This is a genomic window from Patescibacteria group bacterium (genome assembly GCA_041650895.1).
In the GTDB taxonomy this organism is placed as follows: domain Bacteria; phylum Patescibacteriota; class Patescibacteriia; order 2-01-FULL-39-33; family 2-01-FULL-39-33; genus CAISTG01.
Genome location: JBAZKF010000001.1, coordinates 274,574 through 296,574 on the forward strand (window position 1 = coordinate 274,574; position 22,001 = coordinate 296,574).

Sequence of the window (22,001 nt, forward strand, 5' to 3'; positions counted from 1 at the left end):
GGGGTTTAGGTCTATTAGCTAAATTGTACTATTATCCTATCATTTTTTTCTAATTTTTGGAAGTCCTAAGGTTGGTTTTTAGCCATCAGGTCGGCAAGCGTTATATTTTGGCTTACATTCTGATTATATCCATATGGCTTTCCGCCGCGCATATAGTCCGGGTGGCGATGGCTCAGCCAAAAGCGGATTGACGGGCCGTCACCTTGAAAGGCCTTAACTAATAACAACTCTTCAACAAAATCCAGAATATAGCTTTGTACGCGCTCGATTTTGTTTTTGAATGTCACATCTTCGCGAAGCCATCGATAGTAGGTATCTCGGCTAATGCCGACATGCTGTGAGACGAGAGTGACGCTTGATCCGCCTGAACGCTCAAAAATCGTCAAAAATCGCTCTTTGGCCTGCCGCGTGCTTTCACGTTCGATTCTTGTTGTAACTTCGCTCATAGGGGCAACAGTGGCCCCAAGCGCCTCAATTTTTACCGGAAAACCCAGTAAATTGTCAGATTTGTCGGATTGCATGAAAAATTTTAACCTATTTTATTATATTATCCCAAGGATTTTGACTTTTGACAACTAATACTGTGGGTAGTAGAATTAAGCCAAGAAATACTGAGTAATATTTTTGATTAGGAATAAATCGATTATTATGAAATTAAATGGTACAAAAAAAGTTGAGTTAGAAAATTCAATTGGTCGACATTTTATCGGATACACTCTGAATGCGAATGCTCCTCAAGGACAAAATTGTTTTTCCTGCAATTACGTGCTTGAAAAAGATTATCGAAAATTTTTATTAAAGATACTCTTGAAAAATAAAATCAAAGGTCAGGTTAATAAGGAGCAAGCACTTGCAGAGGTGTCAATTTACAAAACAGTAAGCAGTCCATATGTTTTGTCATTAGTTGATACCAAAGAAGACGAAAATTATATTTTTTTATTATTTCCTCTATTAGAGGGAGGGAATCTCGCCGAATATATTAAATCATCGCCGCTAAGTGAAAATAATATTATTGAAATTGGGGTCAGTATATTGCGAGGGATAGCTGATCTATGGCGGAAAAATATAGTTCATCAGGATCTCAAGCCGGAAAATATATTCATTCAATTAGATGGCTCCGTAAAAATTCTTGATTTTGGATCTGCGCGATTTCAGATAAGTCCATTTCGCGGAGAAGCGCGAAGAAATTTTGCGTATTCATCTCCCGAACAGATTTTAGCGAGCAGGCCGGGTAATGCTGAACTTTTGCGCATGACTATTGATGATCGCATTGATGTATATGCAGTTGGCTTAATATTATATCGCTTGATTGAAGGTCGACATCCTTTTGAGGGCAGTGATTTCCCGGCTGAAGCCATTTTCGCTGGTAATGTGTTGCCGCCACTTAATAATGAGGGTGTATCTGATGGTTTGAAAAAAGTAGTTATGAGAATGTTAGATTCAAATCAACTAAATAGACCAAATGCACAGATCGCAATCAGTTATCTCGAAATGAAAAATGTAGTACCGCCAGAATTACAAAATGGTGGATTTTATTATTGTGCTATTAACGGGACGAATCGATTTATAAAAATGAAAGATCAAATGCCGGGATTGTTTGACGGAGTTGTTGTGGAAGCATCTCAGGTTCCTAAGGACGAGGCAAAAAGAATTAAAATTAGATATGGATTAAAAACGGTTTTAATTGATCCGCAAGCATATTTATTTCAATTTCCGAAGCATCAGTCTAAAAAGTTTAAGGGACTATCTTATTATGAACATAAAAATTTATTTAGTGACATGCCACTACTTCTACAAAAAATTAAGGAAAGGGGCGGCGATATTATAAATTTTTTGAATGAAATAGTCGGACATCAACTTAATGCAGGAGCTACTGCAATTATCCCACCATTTTTATACATTGATGAGTTTAATAACGACGCATGGAGTATAGATCAAGAAATTACGTATCTGGCACTTGATATTCTTTCCAATTATCGGAATGTCAAGCCTTTTGTAAAGGGTGTCGCTATGTCACAAGAAATTTTAACAAGTGACCGCTCACGCAATAAAATTTTAGAATATTTAACCTCGTTAAGTGATAGGGTTGAGGGGTATATTATTTTATTAGATTCATCGCACTCTACCGTTGTGTCTGACGAACCGTGGCTTAAGGGAGCACAGGATTTATTCACAAAACTATTAAGTACTGGAAAATATGTTATTTGGAGCAAGGCTGATTTCTCTGGCATCGCTCTTGCTCCACTCGGGGTTAGTATAGCTACAGGAGAAATGCTAAAACAAAGACGCTTCAATGTTATTGAAGACAAGCAATCTCAAGCGCGTAAAGTACCTTGTTTTTATTTACCAGCAATGTTTGCGAGAGCGACATGGCCAGAAGCATTGAACATTCTTTCTGAGTATGAAAAATTTAATGATTTAGTGTGCCAAGATGCTTGTTGTTCGGCAGTAGATTTTTCTTCGCCGGCATACAGAAAGGAAGGCGATCTTGCGGGACACATGATGTTAGCCGTAGGCAAACAGTACGGCAGATATAAGGGTGGAAGTGGAAAAGTTGTTTTAGTTGAAGATATTAAAAAAGCGAAACAACATTATGAATCGCTAAAAAATCATAGTAATTTACTCGTCAGAGAAGGTTTGAGAAAAAATATTAAGCCATCGTCCAGCTTATTTTTAGATAGCTGGTTGAATACTTTGAATAGATAATGATCTTCGCCAAATTTTTTCTCGCAAATTAACTTCGTAAACTTTATTGCTACTAAAATTATTTGATGTCGGATGGTGTAAAACTTTTATTGTGTTTTCATCAAAAACAATTAAACCTACGTTATGTTTTTTGAATAAACTAATGTCAGCATTTTTCGCATAATCTTTATATAATGCAAGATAACTTTTTTCGGCAAATGAACAGTACCTCCATGCTTGATATAATCCCTGTTTCCAATCAGATATTTTAACTTCAATAGCAATAAATTTAGTTTGTTTTGTATTAAAGTCGTTCTGCACCATTTTTTGTGGAAAAGACGAGATTAAAATATCGGCAATAAATGAATTATTGCCAACCTCACGCCTCATCTCAATGTTTTTTCCCCTTCTCGAACGTATAATTTTTGTAATGCCACCCTCTTGCAGTGTTTTTATTAACTGCGATGTTAGTACGTATTCACGTAACATATATATTGTTTATTTTATTATATCATTTTTTTTGACGCAGGTAAAAAGATGTTTTCCACAATTAAAATTTCCCTTGAATATGGCGAATTTATTGACTATATATACGTTTTCACCTCGTACAGAATGCGGAACTCTTTTACAAATCAATTAGTGGATGCTTGGTTATTTGTGCCCTCAGGTGCTCGATATTGGCCGCCAAGTATATCGTCGTGGTCTTAATGTCGCTATGGCCCATCATCTTTGCCAGTGAATAAATATCACAGCCGCCCTCCAGCATCAGTGTGGCAAACGTATGGCGTAGCTTGTGAATGGTGAAATTAATGCCTGAGGCCTCCTTGATACGGTCGACCAATCTCTTGAGGCCACTGGCCGTAAACCCGCCGTTTATAAACAGCGAGGTGAAAAATTCCGGGCAGGTTTTGTTCAGTTTTCGCCGCTCTGCGAGATACTTGTTTAATGTCTCCGCTAATTTGTAATTGATCGGCACCACCCTGTCCTTACTCCCCTTGCCCTGTCGGATAAATATCGACAAGTTCTCGATATCCACGTCAGTGAACTTCAGGTTTAGCAACTCCTTTTTTCGCAAGCCGGCCATAATAAACGTCGAGAAAATCGCATAATTGCGGTAACGCAGGAATTTTTCCTTGTAAGGATAGTTATCTATCACTTCGAGAATTTTCATTGCTTCTTGCTTGGTCAGCTTCGGTGGCAATCGTTTTTCCAATTTCGGCGTCTCGATGTCATCAATCGGATTGCCGGTCATATACCCCTCTTTGACGCACCAGCGGAAGAACACGGCCAGCGACTTGTGATAGCAGATGAAAGTGTTAGTCGTCCATTTCTGCTGGGTACGGCCGTGATAAAACAAATTACGGACGTTTTCCTGACTGACCTGCTCAATATCCGTAATGTCGGATAATCTGGCGTAATAGTTGATCACCTGCCGGTAGCGCTTGATCGTCGGCTGGGAAAACCCCTTGATGAACTTTGAATAATCAAAGAACTTTTGCGATAAAATTTGTATAGTCATAAAAAACACTGCGGTTTTATTGCAGTGTTTTCCATATTTGAGCCGTTGTGCGGATTCGAACCGCAGACCTACTCCTTCACTTATACCTCCATTTCAAAATTATATTGGAGGGTTAGACTGTATATCAAGCGTGGCAAATTATGCTTTAGCTTCCCTTGTCAGTCGTTCGGGCGATCGCTCGCCACGGTCTTAACCATTTCTGGCCTTTAACCGTAATTCGGGATTCAACGATTAGTTTCCTAATCGAGGGGCAAAACCTGTTCGGTTCACCATGGAGTTGCTCTACCAACTGAGCTACAACGGCATTAAATTTTATAAAACAATTTTATCGGGACGACCCATTTACGGCCGATTGATGACGGCAAAAAATGGATTTACCGCAGTAATTCTGCGGTAAAGGGCAATTCTCTGGCAGCAAACCTCGGCGGATTTGTTACCATGGATGCGCTCTACCAACTGAGCTACAACGGCAAAAACAACAAAACTATTTTAACACACCTCTTACATTTTTTCAAGCGCCTCTTTAAATCTGGCCAATTTGGCATTTTCCGGGTTAATTTCCTTCAACTGGCGATAGGTTTTCTTGGCTAATCCCTTGTCTTTAACTATAATAGCCAAATCAATAACCTTATCAAGATATTTTGGATTATTTGGTTCAATGGCATTAGCTTTCAGATAATTATCCAAGGACTTGTCAATCTTACCCAAAATTTCATACACCTTGCCCAGGTCGTCATAATAACCGGCGATCTCCACATCCACATTAATCGTCTCCAACATAGCCGTTTCCGTATCCTCTAATTTTTCTTTTTGCAACGGTTCGGCCGTATTATTTTTCCGATACTTAAGCGACTTAAGCCTGATCAAATATTTAATCACCTCAGCCGCCTGTTCATAGTTTTTACCGTTCCGATATACCTCGGATAGCAATTCATAGGCGCGGATATTTTTCTTATCGCGAGAAATAACTTCAATCAAATCCCTTTCTGCGGCCGCCAAATCATCCTTAGACAACAACTGCTCCGCTTCCGCGAATAAATCGTTAATGCTTTTAGTTTTGGCTTCTTCCACTTCGCCGCGACGCTGATATTTTTTCTCTAATGTCTGCACCTGTTCCTGTAACCTGTTTTTTAATCCGCCGACGCCGGCCTTAATTGGCGACATTACTTTATCCAAGCGTTGGCGCGTCTTATCGCTTTGACGCAAAAACTTTGACTCCAAAATTTTAGCTTTGGTGTCAACATGTTTTTCCTTGGGAATGGAACTGATATCCAAAATCTTCAACTCCGGCAAATGCCGCCAAATAATGCGAGCCAGCAGGATCAAGGAGATTATTAAAATTATTAGAACTGAAACGTTTAACAACATAAAAATTTATTGGAAATCACTCGAATACCCTCGACGGATAACAGTAGAGCCAACTTCATCGCCCGCTACCGAATAATTTAATTAAGCGTTCCGTTTCGGCGGCAACGGCGTCAATTGACGGTTTTAGAATTTGACGCGGATCATAATGATTTTTTGGCGTGTCTTTGATTGTTCGCCTTAACTCTTGAGTGAAAGCGCGACGCAAATCCGTATCAATATTGACGATCCGGACGCCGAATTTAGCGGCTGAGCGCAAGTCGCCATCAGCCAAACCGGAAGCGCCATGAAGCACTAACGGCGTCTGCGGAATCTCCTGCTGGATTTTCTTCAGCCGAGGAAAATCAATCTTTTCTTTACCCCGGTAATAGCCGTGCATAGTACCGACAGAAACCGCCAAGGTATCCACGCCGGTACGGCGGATAAACTCCTTCACCTTAGCCGGATCGGTCATATAGGTGTTGGGATCCTTGGGCACATTCTTAAGTACCGTACCTTCTTTGCCCAGCATTGCTCCCAACTCAGCCTGCGCCCAAACGCCATGGCTATGGGCAAAAACCGCCGCTTTCTTGGTTAAAGCGACATTCTGCTCAAATGGTAAATCCGAACCGTCAATGTGGACGGAAGAAAATCCCGCTTTAACACAATCGACTACAACTTTAAAACTATGACCATGATCCAAGTGAATAGCAATGGGTATTCTCTTGCCATCGGTGGTAGCAATAATCTTAATCAATTCCGTGATATTGGTCAAGCCGGCATATTTAATGGCGCTTTCCGAAACTTGAACGATCACTGGAGACTTTCGCGCCACCGCGCCGCGGATAATACCCAGTGTTACTTCTAAATTAGAGGTGTTAAAAGCGCCCAAGGCATATTTGCCTTGTTGCGCACCGTTAATAATTTTTTTGATATGAACTATCATAAATTTTTAACAAATTTTTATTATAGAAGAAAACTCCTTTATTTTCAAACTCGCTCCACCAACTAAGAAGCCGGCGAAATGATCCAATGGCACAAAATCTCCGGCGTTGGACGAATCCACTGAACCGCCGTAAATAATGCGGACATTGGACTTGGCGATAGCCATCGGCATATTGTCAATAATCTGCTGCCAAATAATACGAAAAGCCTCTTCAGCCTCGGCCGGTTCAATCGCCTGGCCCAAACCTATAACCCAAACCGGTTCATAAGCAACCACCAGATGCTCGCTAGCCAGAAAATCAACGCCTTGCAAAGCGGACTGAACTTGGCGCAACAAGACATTACCGGTCTGCCCTTCGCGACGCTCCTCATAAGTTTCCCCCACGCACAAAATCGGTGTTAACCCGGCTGAGAGAGCGGCCTTAAGCTTGAGATGGACCATTTCATCAGTCTCACCTAAATTCTGCCGCCTTTCCGAATGGCCGACAATAGCATAACGGCAACCGGCTTCACGCAAAAATCTGGGCGATTCGCAACCCGTAAAAGACCCCCGGTCCTCCCAAAAAATATCCTGGGCGCTCAAAGCTATTTCTTCTTTTTTAACCGTTTCCGCTACTAAAGTCAAAGCGGAGATAGACGGTGCCAAAACCACGTCCCTTTCTTCCAGCACATCATTGTTCAAAGCCTTAGCCAAATCATGAGCCAACTCGGCCGAAGCAATCGGACTTAGATTCATTTTCCAATTGGCAATGATTATTTTACGCATATGTTTAAATTAAAAAATCCAAAAAATTCAGTATGCCGGTGGTAGCCAGAAACACGATAATTCCGGCAATCATGACCCCGGCGACAATCGCCAAAAAAGCGCGCCGGTTATCAATACCGAACAGCCAAGCCGCCAAAGCGCCGGTCCAAGCTCCAGTCATGGGCAAAGGTATGGCCACAAAAATCGCCAAGGCCAGCAGGCCGTACTTTTCATAATTCTTGCCGATCTTATGCCTGGTACGTTTGAATAGCCAAGCAAAAAACTTTTCCATCAGCCGACTATGCTTAGCCAGCCAAGCGGAAACCGGACCGATATACAGCAGAATCAGCATCACCGGCAATAAATTGCCGACGACTGACAGGCAATAAGCCAGTAGAGGGTTAAGCTTATAAACCGTCAAAGCTACCGGCAAGGCGCCGCGCAACTCTACGATCGGAATCATAGAAATCAACAAAACGACCCATGACGGGGGCAAACCGGCGAGAAATTTTATCAACAGATAAACCATATCACCAAGAAAAATTATTAAACACCCAATAAGCCAAAGATTTGGTATCGGTAAAACGGTCGTAAGTGGAAGAACTGCCCAAGACAGCGATTAATAGCCGCCGATCGTTCTGATCTTTGACTTGGCTGGCAAAACAGTAGCCGGCGGACGGCAAAGTGCCGGTTTTGCCCGCTTCCAACTTGTAAGAATCCCCGCGATAGCCGAACTCGGCTTTCAAAATCGTGTCCGTGCTATTGATATGGCGCGACAAATTCTTATTGATAATCGGCACATCATAACTCTTAAAACTCAAGGCCTTGCGGACTTCGGAATGGGAAAAAGCGACTTTAATCAGCTTGATGACGTCTTCGGCGCTGGCCTTATTATCCACAGACAACCCGGTCGTCTCACTGAACTGGCTTGAATCCATGACTAACAGCTTGGCATATAAATTCATTTGCCTGACAAATTCTTCCGGCTTCAATCCGGTGGACCTGGACAGAGCTACCGCCGCTTCGTTGGCTGAAGAAACAAGCATGGTATAAAATAAATCACGAACAGTCAAGGTGTCGCCGACCATTAAAGCCGGTTTGGCTCCTACGCGAAAATCGTCAGCAGTCATCGTGTACTGCTTATCCCAGCCGGGGTTATGCTCCAAGAAAACCAAGGCGGTCATCAATTTAGTCAAGGAGGCAATAGGACGGCAATCCTGGGAATTCTTCTCATACAAAACCGCGCCCGTTTCCGGTTCTACCACGATAAAGCTTTTCGCCGTAACTTTAACACCTAAACTCTCGCTGTCTATGGCTTTTTCCGGCAAACGAGCCTCAATTTTCTGTTGAGTCAGGGGCAAAGAATTGGCTGGCAGAACGGCGTCGGCAGGATTGGTGGCCTGCGCTTGCAGAAATATTGCGGCCAAGAATAAGTTGAGAACGGTTTGAAACATAATATATTAGTTAATAACTGTTAAATTACAAACAAGAATTAAACTGCCAGATCGGCGGGAAGTTCCTGTTCCGCCGCGCCGCCGGTAAGGCCGTACAATAATTTTTCCAGATTATTATTGCGATTAAGCCGTTCGTATTCCGGCAATTCGCTGACCGAACTTAAGCCCAGATGCTTCAAAAAATCAAAAGTTATCTGATAAACGTTTGTGGCTTTGTCCTTATCTTCGCGCGATTCTATCAATCCCCGCATCAGCAAATTGCGCAAGATCAGGGAGCAATTGACTCCGCGTATCAATTCTAGTTCCACCTTGGAAACCGGACCGCGATAAGCGATGATAGTAAGCGTTTCCAGCGATGGCCGGGTCAACTCTCCGGTTACTTCGGTTTTTAGAAACTTAGCCACTATTTCCGACGATTCGCCAGCGGCCGCCATCTGGTATTTATCCTCAATATTGATTATCTCCATGCCACCCTTTTTCTCCCGATACTCCTCCCGCAGTAATTTGAGCTCTTCCTCCACTGCTGTTTTGTCGCTTTCAGCCAATTTGGCCAATTCCGCAACGCTCAGCGGCTTATGGGAGATAAACAACAATGATTCAATAGTGTTTTTTAAATTCATAATTGATAATTTTAGTTGACACTGACTTTTTCCACTTCTATCTCATCAAAAATGCCTTTTTGGTTGACCGCGGCTTCGCCGGACTTGATTAATTCCAATAACGCCATAAAACTGATGACCACTTCATGCTTGGATTTGGCGTTGGCGATAACTTCTTTGAAGCTCATTTTTTGCGCCCGCCCCAAGGCTTCCCTGATACCGCTGACCATTTCCTGCAGGCTGACCACCTTTTCCATTATTCTCCTGGGCAAACCGGTTACGTATTCTATGCGTTTCAGAATCTCCTCAAAAATCGCAGTCAAATCACCGGCAACCAGTGCCGGTGGCGGAGAAAACGCCGGCCTAAAATCAACCGGCAGACGCTCGCGCGTAAAAGAATAATTATTTTCCATTAGTAACGCTTCAAGTTTTTTGCTGGCCTCCAGGTATTCCTTGTACATCTTAAGCTGGGCTTCCAGCTGTTCGGCACTGTCCTCTTCCTCGTCCGCCAGTTGTGGCAACAATAACTTGGATTTGATAACCAAAAGCTTTGTCGCCACCGTCAAAAAATCCGCCAGCTCTCCTGCCGGTAAATCCTTATTAGCGTCCAAATAGGCAAGATATTGATCGGTAACCTTAGCCAAAGAAACTTGGGAAATATCAAGTTCCTCTTGCTCAATCAACTGCAGCAAAAGATCTAATGGCCCGGAAAATTTATCTAAAACTATTTGATAATCCACGATTCTTCAATAATTTTTATTCTAAATTTAAACAAATTATAAAACAATTATACTGATTATGATTATTTAATACTTGACTTTTTATCTATTTATGATATAATCTAACCAGAATTTTAAATAGAAGCATCTGCCAAGGACATTAACAACTATTAACGACACAGAAAGGAATTGCCACCATGATTGAAGGAACTGCTACTGTAGTTGAACTCTCACCGTTTTGCATAAGCCCTGTCGGAAAAAAAGCCAGATCGTTCGCCCTGGTTTACCAAGGAAGAACTCCGGAGCAGGAAAAGATCGAACTGGAAAATTATTCTTCTTGCGGGGATCCCTTTGCCGCTATGTCGCCAGACTCCCTAATGGTTAAAGATCTAATAGATGCAATTCATCAAACCAACGATAAAATGGCTTTCAGCATGTCCGGAATCAGCTTGGGTGATAATCCAATGGAATTGCTATTTGGTATTCGCCGGGGGCAGTTTAAACGCTTGTTCATCATTGCCATGGAGCATGATCCGTTACAGCGCCCGCATTCCAGAGACGGACTTATCACCGGAGCCTGTGTAGCTTTTGACATCATCACCCTGTGTGAAATGAGCGCAGTCAGGGTTCCGCCGATATTTCTCATCGTATCGTCCGGCACCGAAGAGCGGGCTTCACTGACAAAGTCACTGGATGAATTCCGGCCGACTTTTGAAAAACACGGCGTACGGATTATTGATGAGCGCAAACTGATCCATCATCCGCGAAAATACCTGAGGTAAACCCTCGATTTTCCTTTTGAACTTTGCTCGGAGAGCGGCTAACGCAGTCGCTCTTTTTTATTTTTTCTTAATCGATTTTCTCACTGATTTTTTAGGAGCTTTTGGGGTTGATTTCCTAACCGGTTGTTTGGTTGCCGCCTTGACAACCTTGCTGACTGCTTTCTTGACTGACCGTTTCACTGTTTTCTCTAATTTCTTGACCGTCTTCGGCACTTTAATCTTGGTCTTTTTGCCTTTCTTAGCTTTGACTTGTTTTTTTACTTTAACCATTTTTTTCTTCGTCGCCTTAGGAATCTTGTAGCCGCCTTTCATGGCGATATCGGCCAGACGCGCTTCTTCGCTCTGAACAAAATCCTTGACTTTCATCAAGACGCTGTCGGTAAAACTGCCGGTGGAAACCACAGCCTTCTTCACTCCGATCATGGCTTTGTCCACCACTACTTCCATGTCATGAAGACGACCGAAGGATGACAAAGTGCCCGGCTTAATCTTTAACACCTTAATCATCACCTTTTCATCGGGAATACGGACGCTTTTGGCGCCCAAAACTTTCTTAAGCTTGGCCATATCAATTTTCTTATCGGCCGGCAGAACCACTAACACATGGGTTTTGTCCGCTTCAACTAAAATCGTCTTGGCGATTTCTTTGAGCTGTTTTTTCAAGGTCTGCGCCGCATCATAAGCGGTAAAGACAGTCTTGTGGGCCAACTCTTCATAATCAATACCCTTGGCGTCAAGATATTTCTTGACTTTGACTGGGATTGGCATAAATTTAAAAATTACTGATTACGGATTTAAAATAAATAAAATTTAATCAAACTGCCGGCTGACAGGGATAGGCAACCGAATACTACCTCACCGCCGGCGTCTCGCCTTTTATCGCTTCCGGCGCCACATCGGCTTTGGGTAAAAGGACTTTCTTAGTGAAACACTGCCGGCCGACGCCATGATAATACCAATTTTCCCCTTGCCAGCTCTGCGAATTATCCGCAGTCGCATCAGTCAAAAACGTTGCGCAAAATTCAAATTCATTCGCGGTCTGGCGGTTATATTCAATCTGATCGCTTTTTACCGCTTCTACGACATTCTTGTATTTGGCGGCGCTTAAATCAACCGGTACGGCGCCGTCCTGCTGATAATCAATTTCCAACAAATAATTGATTTGTGTCATGTCATTGACCAGCTGACTGTCCAATTGCTTATTCCTGGTGACAGTCGGCGAATCTATAATCATTAATCCGGCGACCAATTCAACTAAAACTACAGCCACCAAAACAATGGCAAAGACCAAAGAGGTTGGGCTGTACTTCTGATAGGCCTTGCGCCGCAAATCATAAAAATAATAGCTGAATATTCCGGCGGCAATCGCGACGACGGTCAGAATCTTCAAAGCGACGCGCCAAGTCTGTTCGCCGTTTAGGAAAATAAAAATCAATCTGACTAAAGCGCCGATAATCGTTAAGGCGGAAACCAGTAACATCAAATAAGTCAGCCAACGATATATGCCGCTGTTATGATTCAGCTTATTCTTCTTATAATTGCGATGCAAAAGATTGACAGCCAGAAAATACACCGGCACCACGATAATTAAGGAGGCAATGGCATATTTGACCACCTCTTGCGAATACATGGTCGGATAATACATTTGGAGCTTTAAGCTCTCAGCCAAATATCTGTTAATCAACTGGAAAGCGATACCACCGATCGCCCAGGACATCCAGCCCAGAGAAATGAAGGATAATAAGTTGAGGAAAGCGTCTAAAGCGCCCTTGCCTCGGTAGGAGCTGTTGTTACTTGGCATACGGTTAAAATTAAATTAAGATAATTTAAAATTATTGATAATTAAGACAAACTTACAGCCCAAAAATTCCGCGGCCAGCCGGCAAAAACTCATGCGTTCGGAAAAAATCTCAAAGTAATCCATAGGTTTGGCCTCCTGCGTATCAATCTGGATTTTAAGGACTATTTGCTTGAGCAAACGATTAACTTTCAGGCTGTTGCCGGTTGCGGCGTAATTGACCCGATCATGGATATCTTCTCCGCGCGCCTGAATTTCGCGACCGATAACGCGGCTGCGATGCACGTCAGACTTATCGGCCAGAACCAGAATCGCCGAAATCTTATCAACTATTTTCAATTCGTCCTTATCGTGGCTGACAATGGCTTGGGTAATGCGGGCGATATCATCCGGATTAACGTTTTGGGGGATGAAAATCTGCGAAAAAAGCATAGCCGCCCAATAATGATGCTGGGTACGGCCCAAATAATTGCCCATGTCATGGCAATAGCCGGCGATAGCGGCCAATTCCTGATCCTTTTTGACCAGTCCCAACTGTTTGGCCAAACCGCGGCAACGCTCCGAGACAATATTAACATGCCGGTAACCGTGATCCGTATAACCCAAAGCGATCAAGTATTTTTCTGTTTGGCGGATAAAGTCATCGACATAAGGATTAGCCTTGACTTCCTCCAGAGTCAAATTTTTCATAATATTTGTCACCTTCAAATTACTAAACTATTTTATGAACTTAATAGTAGAAATAATCTGCCTAAAATTGCCGGCTGACGAAGAAAGTCCGCTGTCTTGCAGTTTTATCATCATAGCAGAACCGAAAATCAAAGCTGAAGCATAATCTTTCATCCCCGCCTCAGTAAAAAATATGACATTATTGCCATTAATCACCTCTTCGGTTATTCCGTTAATCGATCCATCATTTTTTAACGCTTTTAATGTTTCCGCATAATTCTGAACGGAAAATTTGTCAAAATAAAGACCATAACAATCTTCACCTTCGCAAGCACCCCTAGAAACCGGTCCAACATTTATCCGCCAATTCGATCTTACCTGCGGATAACCGCCAGTATAGACGCCGGCTGAAATCTCCGGTTTCGGCCAATTCTTGGGGTACTGAAATTCCAAACCGTATTCTTGGCTTTGATAAACCGACCAATCGGCTATAGTGGTTATTGTCGTCGTAGAAGACGAGGTTATCAACCCGGGACGGCATTCGCCTCGGAAAAACGCCCACTCCTCACACTGTGTATCATCGGGAAACTTGCACAGACCGGATTGATTGCCTTCCAAGTCAGTAATAATTTCCAAGGTACCGCCTTTTTCCTGACAATTCACCGAAGCGGGGTTGGCTAAGCCAGTATTACCGGCATTCTGGCACTGCGCAAACTCGCAATTCGGACCTTCACGGCCGACCGACGAACCATCCGGGCAAATCTTGGCTTCCATCGTGCACGCCGTTGGCGCCGGTTTTTGGCCGGGCAGAGTACAAGCCGATAAGATAACAGCCAGGGAAATAAAAAACAATGGGGCGATATTTTTCATAAAAACAATTGAGCTTTGTTACGTAGCCTGTTACGTAGCATGGCTATTTTGTTACTTTATCAATGCTTTAAATGAATTCTTTATGTCAGTAAACTGATTTCTTTGAACGGTATACCTTTGATCAGAAACATACTGACTTTGATACATTGCAAAAACATAATTATTGTTTTCGCCAATATAAGCGTTAAGATCTCTTTCGCCATTTACAGGATCTTTTTTCATTAATCCCCAAGTTTCTTTCGTATAAATACCAATCGTGAATATATCCGACCAACCAGGCATACCAAAAGAAGCATAGGTTCTACCGGCTCTATCCCCGATTGAAACCGTATATCCCGCCCAATCTTTAGGCAACTGCAATGAAAAACCATAAATCTGATTTGAATAAGCAATACCAACAGCATCTATAACCGAAGTTAATGGGGCTGCGGTACTAGCTGAAGTATTTATGGGAATACCGGTTACTGATGATTGATCATTCAAGCCGGCAGCCTGTTGATAGTTTAATCCCTCGATCTTAGCAGATAATAAGCTAATTTCTGAGATTACTTCTTGTCGTAAACCATTAACTTGATTGACTTGACTGATATATAACACCAAACCGCCTAAAATCATAATAATAGCTACTACTGATAGAGAAACAATCAAAATCTTTTTGTTTTCCATAAATACTATTTAATTATTAATAATGATTATTAGTTATGCGCAAGCCATAAATCTTACACTGTAACGCCATTTAATCCGCGGTTTGCGTTTGTTCGCCGTAAAGATTGACGCCTTCTTTTTCGGCGCGAGCTTCTACGCTGTCGGCAATCCTAATATTAGCTTCGCGCAGAGCCTTCAAACTGGTATAATTGGGCGCGTCCATCATCAAATCGCGGCTGTCGCCGGTTTTGGGGAAGACAATAACCTCGCGGATATTGGGTTCGTTGTGCAATATCGCCAACAATCTGTCAACACCGGGGGCGATACCGCCATGAGGCGGGGCGCCGAATTCAAACGCTTCCAGCATATGGCCGAAACGGGTTTTAATTTCATTCTCACCGACGCCCAAAAGCTCAAAAATTTTCTGCTGGATATCATGCAGATGGATCCTGATGGAGCCGCCGGCGACTTCAAAGCCGTTTAAGACCAAATCATAGCCGTAAGCGCGCCATTTCTTGGGGTCGTCGGGATACTTTTCCATATCTTCGCGGTTAGGCATGGTAAAAGGGTGATGGGAAGCGACTAATTTGTTCTCTGTCTCACTATACTTAAACATAGGCGGATCAATCAGCCACATGAACGCCAAAACATCCGGATCATTCTTGTCGGGACGCAAATCAGGCTTATCCGTGCCGTATTTATCCAGGCATTCGGCATAAGTCAAACGCGGAAACGGCTTGGCTAAAATCTTTTTATTAGGGTAGAGTTTTCCCACTAATTCAATCATCATCGGCTCAATCAAGTTGAAAATATCTTCCTGCTCAATAAAACTCATTTCAATATCCAATTGTGTGAATTCAGCTTGACGATCCCCGCGAGTGTCCTCATCGCGAAAACATCTGGCGATCTGAAAATATTTTTCCGCGCCGGCTACCATCAATAATTGCTTGAACTGCTGGGGCGATTGCGGCAAAACATAAAACTTGCCGGGCCACTGGCGCGACGGCACCAAAAATTCCCGAGCGCCCTCGGGCGTGCCCTTGGTCAAAATCGGCGTTTCTATTTCCAAAAATCCTTGCTGTTCCAGATAATCACGGAAAAACTTATTAACCTTGGAACGCATAATCATGTTTTCGGTCATACGTTGAGAACGTAGGTCCAAATAGCGGTATTTGAGGCGTAATTCTTCATTTATTTCAATCGTATCTTGATTAATTTCAAACGGCGTCGTCTTGGCTTCATTAATGATTTCCAATCCGGTTGCGAGCATTTCTACGCCGCCTGTCGGCAACTTATCGTTGACCATATTGGCCGGCCGCTCATTGATTTGGCCGGTAATAGCCACTACGTATTCGCTACGCAACTTCTGCGCCAACTCATGCGCCTCTTTATTGGATGGAATAAAAACGACTTGCAACAAGCCGCTGCGGTCGCGCACGTCAATAAACACTAACTTGCCATGGTCGCGACGCGTATGCACCCAACCCTTGACCAGCACTTCTTGCCCTGCTTTATTTACCACCTCCTGGATCGGCGTTCTTGTCATATTTTTCTTGCTTGACTGCCGCGCCCTCGCCTCGCGGTGCTAATTAATATTGTGTATATTATAACAAAATCTGATTTTTAATGCAAATAAAGTTGGCCACCGCAAACAATTAAAGCATTGGAAGGCTTCCAATAAAAAACCATGGCGGAAAACCGACATGGTTGTGTGCAAAAAGTAATAAAGAGGAGAATTAGGAAACTACGGAACGGGGACGCAGATTGCCGAGCGGACAGCCGGGGTCGTAGCAATAGACCCGAAACTTGCCGACGCACCAGCGCACGCACGGGACGTAGCCGAAGGCACTGCGAGAACCGTCGCAACGAGTGATCTTCTGCTTGTTGAGATGATCCTTTGTTTCCATGAAATATTTACCTTCTAACAGCAAGGGTTCAAGCAGAGTCGTTCCACTCAAGCCGATGGCTCGTGTTTGATTCGCGGTCATAGCCACTTCATCCGGCTCCACGTCGCCGCGAATCCAGATGGCGTAATGGCGATTCGGCTCGCGGTCGTTGCGTCCTTTGACTGCCGCCGCGTCCAAATCATCAGTCCATTTCCATGACGGAAACATTTCGGCGTTTTTGGCGAAGGCCTGATTGCAGGTCATGCCCTGCGGTACAACGATCAGGCGCTTGGTCCAATCACGACGAAGCGGAATAAATATGCCGGAAAAATCAACCGACATATTAAACTCGTCCCGGTAGTGGCGCTCCCAACTTTCCAGTTGGGCGAGGGTGTCGGCGTCGTGTTGAAGCGCTGGTAGAACCTGCGGTTGTTCGACCGGCGGTATCAAAAGCCGCCGCACTCCGCGGTTGAGGCCGCGACGATTCGCCATCCAATTCTCGTAAACATCGCGCGACATATCCGTGGGAGTTGCGGTGATCATTGCCCCATATAACTCGCGCTGTTGTTCTGCGGTTAAACCGCTTTCTTTGGCATTCCCAGCTTTCTTAGGCATGGGCATTTCCCTTTCTTTATTGAAGTGCATTTGTCCTTGTGGCGTTATACCGCTCCGGACCGAGCGAAATCCCGACTTTCGAGATTATCAGGCTATAATATCATGTCAACGGAATTCTGTCAAACAATCATCCGTACTATACTATTGACAAAATATTCTTTGGATGATATAATGAAATATCAATTTGGCCAGCGATTAAAAAACCGAACATTAAAAAACCAACCAAAATGAAAGGGTTGAACATGAAAATCGGCAAATTGATTCGATCTTTTATTGGTTTTATCAAAAACGCCAGCATCTCAATCTGGCAAATTTCCAGCGGCATTATTTGCACTGCCGCGATAATCGCAGCCGGAGCAATTGCCCTGACAATACCCTTCTACGGCTGGTACTTTAGCCTCATTGCTTCGGTCACTATATCCGCTTTTCAACATCGGATTAACCGATTCTTGCTGGTGGCAATATTATTGTTGTATGGACCGCTTATTATGTTAGCGGGCGTCCTCACAATATGGCAGGATTTTGTGATTATAGCTATAATCCAAGGCGCGATTTGCTGGGTGATTTTCGTGGGATTTTTTTTACTGACCTGGTATTTTGGGAATTTCAAACGGCGGCAAAACCAGGCCCCTCAATAACAAAGCTCATTCCTCCGTCCCGATATTTTATCGGGACGGATTTTATTTTGACAAAATAATACCGCGACGGCAGAGCCGGCGCGGCGCAAAGGACATTAGAAACCCAGGGGTTGGTCACTTTTAACCAGTTCTTCCCAATCAGGCAAATAACGAAATTCAATCGGACGATCAGCTTCTTTGGCTGCTTTAATACCGTATTGCATGCCCTGGCTAAGACCTAAATCCATATAGACAACTGTCTTATCCGCCTTCTTCCCCCAAGCCAATCCGGCATCAATCCCCAACTTACGCTCTCCGGGGATTTCATCCCGCAAGATTCCCGTCTGGGTATAGAATAAATGAGAAGCAAAGGGATATTCACCGCGAATCAAACAATCGTGGATACAGGCCCTGGCATACCTGACATTTTTAGCAATTTCACCGGCAAAAGGACTTTCTACCAAAACCAAGATACCATTGTTGGCCATAGATGCTCCTCCTATCTGTTGGCTGGTTATTAAACTGCTTGGATAATATGCGTTATTTATAGCTTAATTGACGGCTAAAGTCAACGCTTTTGGGTCTTGTCTGAAACATAAAAAAATGCTAAAATTAAGGGTGTGGAAAACATTAATTGCAACTAACTACTGTCCATTTTTTTCAACAGTTGTAAGTATTATTCTTATCTAAATTTAGATAAATTATGGCGAAAGACGAAAAAAAGAAAAATTCCGGCGCCTATGGCGCGGAGCAAATTCAAGTTTTGGAAGGATTGGATCCGGTCAGAAAGCGCCCGGGCATGTATATCGGCAATACGGCTGAAGCCGGCTTGCATCATTTGATTTGGGAAGTTGTGGACAACTCCATTGATGAAGCCATGGCCGGCCACTGCGACACCATCAAAGTCAAACTTCTGCCCGATGGCATGGTTTCAGAAGAAGATAATGGCCGTGGCATCCCGGTAGAAAAACACAAAACAACCAAGAAATCCACCCTGGAAACCGTTATGACTGTGCTTCATGCCGGTGGAAAATTCGGCGACAGCGGTTACAAGGTTTCCGGCGGTTTACACGGCGTCGGCGTTTCCGTTGTCAATGCCTTGTCCATTTATACCAAAGCCGAGGTTAAACGCGACGGCAAACTTTGGATGCAGGAATACAAAATCGGTAAACCCCAAAAAGACGTCAAAGCCGTGGGCACCGCTAAAGGTACTGGCACCAAAATCACCTTCCAGCCCGACCCGTCTATTTTTACCGTTTTGGAATTCAATCTCAAAACCGTTCTGGATCATTTGCGCCAACAAGCCTATTTAACCAAGGGTATCAAATTGATTGTCTGCGATGAGCGCGACAATAATCCGGTCAACCACCTCTGCTATGTCTTTTATTTTGAGGGCGGCATCAAATCCTATGTCAGGCATATCAACTCGCATACTTCTCCCCAGCATCCTGACATTTTTTATATTGAAAAAGAGACTGACAATATCAACGTAGAGATTGCCATCCAATATTCCACCGAATACAACGAAACCGTCCTCCCCTTTGCCAACAATATTTATAATCCCGAGGGCGGCATGCACGTCATAGGGTTTCGCACCGCCTTGACTCGAGTCATCAACTCTTACGCCAGAAAAAATAATTACCTCAAAGAAAAAGACGCTAATTTAAATGCCGAGGACGTCCGCGAAGGATTGACAGCTGTCATCTCCATTAAAATCCCCGAACCGCAATTTGAAGGTCAGACCAAAGCCAAGCTGGGTAACGTAGAAGCGCGCGCGGCCGTAGAAAAAGTCATGGGGGAAGCATTTGAAATGTTTTTGGAAGAAAACCCCAAAGACGCTGAGGCCATTATGGGCAAGTGCATCTTGGCGGCCAAGGCTCGCCTGGCGGCCCGCACTGCTCGCGAATCAGTCCTGCGCAAGGGCGTACTGGATGGTTTTGCCCTGCCCGGTAAACTGGCCGATTGCTCTTCCCGCGACGCCAAAGTATCGGAGATATTCATTGTTGAGGGCGATTCCGCCGGCGGTTCCGCCAAGCAGGGCCGTAACCGCGAATTCCAAGCCATTCTCCCTTTGCGTGGCAAGATTTTAAACGTAGAACGAGCCCGCCTGGACAAGATGCTGGCCAACAATGAGGTCAAATCACTGATTATCGCTCTGGGCACCAATATTGGCGAACAGTTCAATATCGCCGACTTGCGCTACGACAAAGTCGTCATTATGACCGATGCTGACGTTGACGGCTCGCACATCCGCACCCTGCTTCTGACTTTGTTCTATCGCCATTTCCCCGACTTGATTAAAGAGGGTCATATTTATGTGGCCATGCCTCCCCTATACCGAGTGCAAATCGGCAAAGACGTCAGGTATGTTTATAATGATGAGGCACTAGAAAAAACCAAAGCCGAAATGATCGCCACGGCTACGGCCGGCAAATCAGCCAAAACGGAAAGCAAAAAAACAGCCAAACAAACTGAAGCCTCCGAGGGTGGAACTGCCGAAGCGGCCACCGAGGGCGATTCCGAGGTGGGAGAGGTGGAAGAACTGAGCGGCGGCATTAAAGTCAATATCCAACGTTACAAAGGTTTGGGCGAAATGAATCCTGAACAACTCTGGAACACGACTATGGATCCAAGCCAACGCCAAATGAAACGCATTACCGTAAATGATGCGGAACGCGCCGATGAAACCTTTGATATTCTCATGGGCGCCGACGTAGCCCCACGCAAACGTTTTATCCAAACTCACGCCAAAAGCGTCAAGAATCTGGACATCTAAAATATAATTAAAAATACACTCGTCCTTTGGGTGTATTTTTTTGTTTAAATTTGCTTGTAATTAAGCTGTCTAATGGATATTTGTGGATAAGTCTATTGACAAAAAAATAACAGTGTGCTATAATTATATGATTCAGAAACGAATCAAAAAACGAACATTTAAACCAATAATGGACAATAAAATGCTTAAGCATCAACGACTTAAACCGTAACAGTAAAAAGGAGAAGGAAATGCCTAATTTAAAAGATCTTTCAGTATTAGTAGCTGTAATCGCAGTAGTTAGTTTCATTTTCGCCCTAATTTTTATCGCTGGGTCCTTTGCCGGAAGTGACAGAACACTCGGATTTACAAGGGGCACGGAGAATTTGGCAAACGAATTTGAAAACGGAACACTGATAACAATCATCAAGTCTGAGCTACCTGAGCTCAAACCACTGAATGAAAATGACCAGACGAAACCGGGAACTAAGCTTGTGATTGTACGCTTCGAAAACGGGATGGTTAAAGTCTTTGCAACAACACAAAACTACGATCCGGGCACATACGTTATCGCCCAACTCGGCAAAGAGAAAAACATACTAATGCCGTCGGCCAATGTCAGCGAACTTACCGGCGAAAAAAAGGAGTAGCACAAATAACGCCCCGCGAAGATCATGTCTTCGCGGGGTGAATTATTTTTATAATTAATTTGTGTCCGAAATATGATTTATGACCAGCCGCAACTTCTTGCTCAGCCACTTCTAGAAAAAGTTGTAAAAAAACAAGTAACATAATTTAAAAACACGCTCAGTGGGCTGAGCGTGTTTTATATTTTAAGATTTTATTCAATATGATCAATGACGCACTTGATAGCTCCGGCCGGAATTTTAAGTTCAAACTCATGGCCAATACCCTTGCCGATAAAAGCCGAGCCTAACGGCGATTGGTGGCTAATGCGACCATTAGCCGGGTCAGCCTCGGAATGGCCGACGATCTGGTATTTGACTTTCTGGCCGTTATCACAAGTAGCATGAACCGTAGAGCCGATTTGCACCGTATCTGATTTCTTGTTCTTGATAATTACGGCGTTCTTAACCAAAGCCTCCAATTCTTGAATGCGGCCTTCAATAAAACTTTGCTTTTCCCTGGCTTCGTGATACTCGGCGTTTTCCGACAAATCACCCAAATCGCGCGCTTTGGCGATACGGTCAATAACCTCGGGACGATCAATTGATTTAAGTTGTTCCAGTTCTTCCTTGATCTTTTTCAGACCTTCGGAAGAGATATAACTTTCTGACATGTATTTGTATTTTAGACAATTTAAAAACTCCTCCATTAAAGACGATTTGAGAGA

24 protein-coding genes are annotated in these 22,001 nt (G+C 43.6%); 5 read left to right on the top strand and 19 right to left on the bottom strand.

Annotated elements, in window-relative coordinates; genetic code table 11:
- Nucleotides 1-65: 65 nt before the first annotated feature.
- A complete protein-coding gene (locus WC473_01370; GenBank protein MFA5124463.1) occupies nucleotides 66-521 on the bottom strand; it encodes a hypothetical protein in 456 nt (151 codons plus the stop codon).
- A gap of 127 nt (nucleotides 522-648) precedes the next feature.
- Between WC473_01370 and WC473_01375 the strand changes: the two genes are divergently transcribed.
- Nucleotides 649-2,706: a serine/threonine-protein kinase gene (locus tag WC473_01375; protein MFA5124464.1), complete on the top strand. Its 2,058-nt coding sequence runs from the start codon at nucleotides 649-651 to the stop codon at nucleotides 2,704-2,706.
- Here the strand turns inward: WC473_01375 and WC473_01380 are convergent.
- From WC473_01380 to WC473_01420, 9 genes are all read right to left on the bottom strand, one after another.
- The gene (locus WC473_01380) at nucleotides 2,674-3,174 is read right to left on the bottom strand and encodes a hypothetical protein (protein MFA5124465.1); all 501 of its coding nucleotides are present in this window, start codon (nucleotides 3,172-3,174) and stop codon (nucleotides 2,674-2,676) included. The genes WC473_01375 and WC473_01380 overlap by 33 nt on opposite strands.
- A 136-nt stretch (nucleotides 3,175-3,310) precedes the next feature.
- A complete protein-coding gene (locus WC473_01385; protein MFA5124466.1) occupies nucleotides 3,311-4,204 on the bottom strand; it encodes a tyrosine-type recombinase/integrase in 894 nt (297 codons plus the stop codon).
- A 501-nt stretch (nucleotides 4,205-4,705) separates the two neighbouring features.
- Complete coding sequence (locus WC473_01390) at nucleotides 4,706-5,572, bottom strand: hypothetical protein (protein MFA5124467.1); 867 nt, start codon at nucleotides 5,570-5,572, stop codon at nucleotides 4,706-4,708.
- Nucleotides 5,573-5,627: 55 nt separating this feature from the next.
- Nucleotides 5,628-6,494, bottom strand: a complete 867-nt coding sequence (locus tag WC473_01395) for a class II fructose-bisphosphate aldolase (protein ID MFA5124468.1) — start codon at nucleotides 6,492-6,494, stop codon at nucleotides 5,628-5,630.
- 6 nt (nucleotides 6,495-6,500) lie between these two features.
- On the bottom strand, nucleotides 6,501-7,259 hold the full coding sequence (tpiA, locus tag WC473_01400; protein ID MFA5124469.1) for a triose-phosphate isomerase: 759 nt from the start codon (nucleotides 7,257-7,259) through the stop codon (nucleotides 6,501-6,503).
- Nucleotides 7,260-7,263: 4 nt separating this feature from the next.
- Nucleotides 7,264-7,767, bottom strand: a complete 504-nt coding sequence (locus tag WC473_01405) for a small multi-drug export protein (protein ID MFA5124470.1) — start codon at nucleotides 7,765-7,767, stop codon at nucleotides 7,264-7,266.
- A gap of 1 nt (nucleotide 7,768) precedes the next feature.
- A complete protein-coding gene (locus WC473_01410) occupies nucleotides 7,769-8,692 on the bottom strand; it encodes a serine hydrolase (GenBank protein MFA5124471.1) in 924 nt (307 codons plus the stop codon).
- 38 nt (nucleotides 8,693-8,730) lie between these two features.
- Complete coding sequence (scpB, locus tag WC473_01415; protein ID MFA5124472.1) at nucleotides 8,731-9,312, bottom strand: SMC-Scp complex subunit ScpB; 582 nt, start codon at nucleotides 9,310-9,312, stop codon at nucleotides 8,731-8,733.
- An 11-nt stretch (nucleotides 9,313-9,323) separates the two neighbouring features.
- Nucleotides 9,324-10,031 carry a segregation/condensation protein A gene (locus WC473_01420; GenBank protein ID MFA5124473.1) on the bottom strand — a complete coding sequence of 236 codons (708 nt, stop codon included), beginning with the start codon at nucleotides 10,029-10,031 and terminating at the stop codon, nucleotides 9,324-9,326.
- 176 nt (nucleotides 10,032-10,207) lie between these two features.
- On the opposite strand from WC473_01420, the gene WC473_01425 reads away from it, so the two are divergent.
- A complete protein-coding gene (locus WC473_01425; protein MFA5124474.1) occupies nucleotides 10,208-10,792 on the top strand; it encodes a hypothetical protein in 585 nt (194 codons plus the stop codon).
- Between the two features lie 57 nt (nucleotides 10,793-10,849).
- On the opposite strand, the gene WC473_01430 is transcribed toward WC473_01425, so the two are convergent.
- The 7 genes from WC473_01430 to WC473_01460 form a co-directional block, all read right to left on the bottom strand.
- Complete coding sequence (locus WC473_01430) at nucleotides 10,850-11,560, bottom strand: YbaK/EbsC family protein (GenBank protein MFA5124475.1); 711 nt, start codon at nucleotides 11,558-11,560, stop codon at nucleotides 10,850-10,852.
- A gap of 82 nt (nucleotides 11,561-11,642) precedes the next feature.
- Nucleotides 11,643-12,593 carry a DUF5671 domain-containing protein gene (locus tag WC473_01435; GenBank protein ID MFA5124476.1) on the bottom strand — a complete coding sequence of 317 codons (951 nt, stop codon included), beginning with the start codon at nucleotides 12,591-12,593 and terminating at the stop codon, nucleotides 11,643-11,645.
- A 15-nt stretch (nucleotides 12,594-12,608) separates the two neighbouring features.
- Nucleotides 12,609-13,280 (bottom strand): HD domain-containing protein, encoded by a 672-nt coding sequence (locus WC473_01440; protein MFA5124477.1) that lies wholly within the window; start codon nucleotides 13,278-13,280, stop codon nucleotides 12,609-12,611.
- Between the two features lie 27 nt (nucleotides 13,281-13,307).
- Entirely contained in the window at nucleotides 13,308-14,129 is an 822-nt protein-coding gene (locus tag WC473_01445) for a DUF333 domain-containing protein (protein ID MFA5124478.1), read from the bottom strand.
- 51 nt (nucleotides 14,130-14,180) lie between these two features.
- Nucleotides 14,181-14,795 carry a hypothetical protein gene (locus WC473_01450; GenBank protein ID MFA5124479.1) on the bottom strand — a complete coding sequence of 205 codons (615 nt, stop codon included), beginning with the start codon at nucleotides 14,793-14,795 and terminating at the stop codon, nucleotides 14,181-14,183.
- Nucleotides 14,796-14,865: 70 nt separating this feature from the next.
- Complete coding sequence (aspS, locus tag WC473_01455) at nucleotides 14,866-16,320, bottom strand: aspartate--tRNA ligase (protein ID MFA5124480.1); 1,455 nt, start codon at nucleotides 16,318-16,320, stop codon at nucleotides 14,866-14,868.
- 190 nt (nucleotides 16,321-16,510) lie between these two features.
- On the bottom strand, nucleotides 16,511-17,275 hold the full coding sequence (locus WC473_01460; protein MFA5124481.1) for a hypothetical protein: 765 nt from the start codon (nucleotides 17,273-17,275) through the stop codon (nucleotides 16,511-16,513).
- 242 nt (nucleotides 17,276-17,517) lie between these two features.
- Here WC473_01460 and WC473_01465 point away from each other — a divergent pair, with 242 nt between their 5' ends.
- Nucleotides 17,518-17,913, top strand: coding sequence for a hypothetical protein (locus WC473_01465; GenBank protein ID MFA5124482.1), 396 nt, complete (start codon nucleotides 17,518-17,520; stop codon nucleotides 17,911-17,913).
- A gap of 95 nt (nucleotides 17,914-18,008) precedes the next feature.
- On the opposite strand, the gene WC473_01470 is transcribed toward WC473_01465, so the two are convergent.
- Nucleotides 18,009-18,380, bottom strand: coding sequence for a hypothetical protein (locus tag WC473_01470; GenBank protein ID MFA5124483.1), 372 nt, complete (start codon nucleotides 18,378-18,380; stop codon nucleotides 18,009-18,011).
- Nucleotides 18,381-18,595: 215 nt separating this feature from the next.
- Here WC473_01470 and gyrB point away from each other — a divergent pair, with 215 nt between their 5' ends.
- Entirely contained in the window at nucleotides 18,596-20,668 is a 2,073-nt protein-coding gene (gyrB, locus tag WC473_01475; protein ID MFA5124484.1) for a DNA topoisomerase (ATP-hydrolyzing) subunit B, read from the top strand.
- Nucleotides 20,669-20,898: 230 nt separating this feature from the next.
- Nucleotides 20,899-21,297, top strand: coding sequence for a hypothetical protein (locus WC473_01480; protein ID MFA5124485.1), 399 nt, complete (start codon nucleotides 20,899-20,901; stop codon nucleotides 21,295-21,297).
- A gap of 191 nt (nucleotides 21,298-21,488) precedes the next feature.
- Here the strand turns inward: WC473_01480 and greA are convergent, their stop codons facing one another.
- Entirely contained in the window at nucleotides 21,489-21,947 is a 459-nt protein-coding gene (gene greA, locus WC473_01485) for a transcription elongation factor GreA (protein MFA5124486.1), read from the bottom strand.
- Nucleotides 21,948-22,001 lie beyond the last annotated feature (54 nt).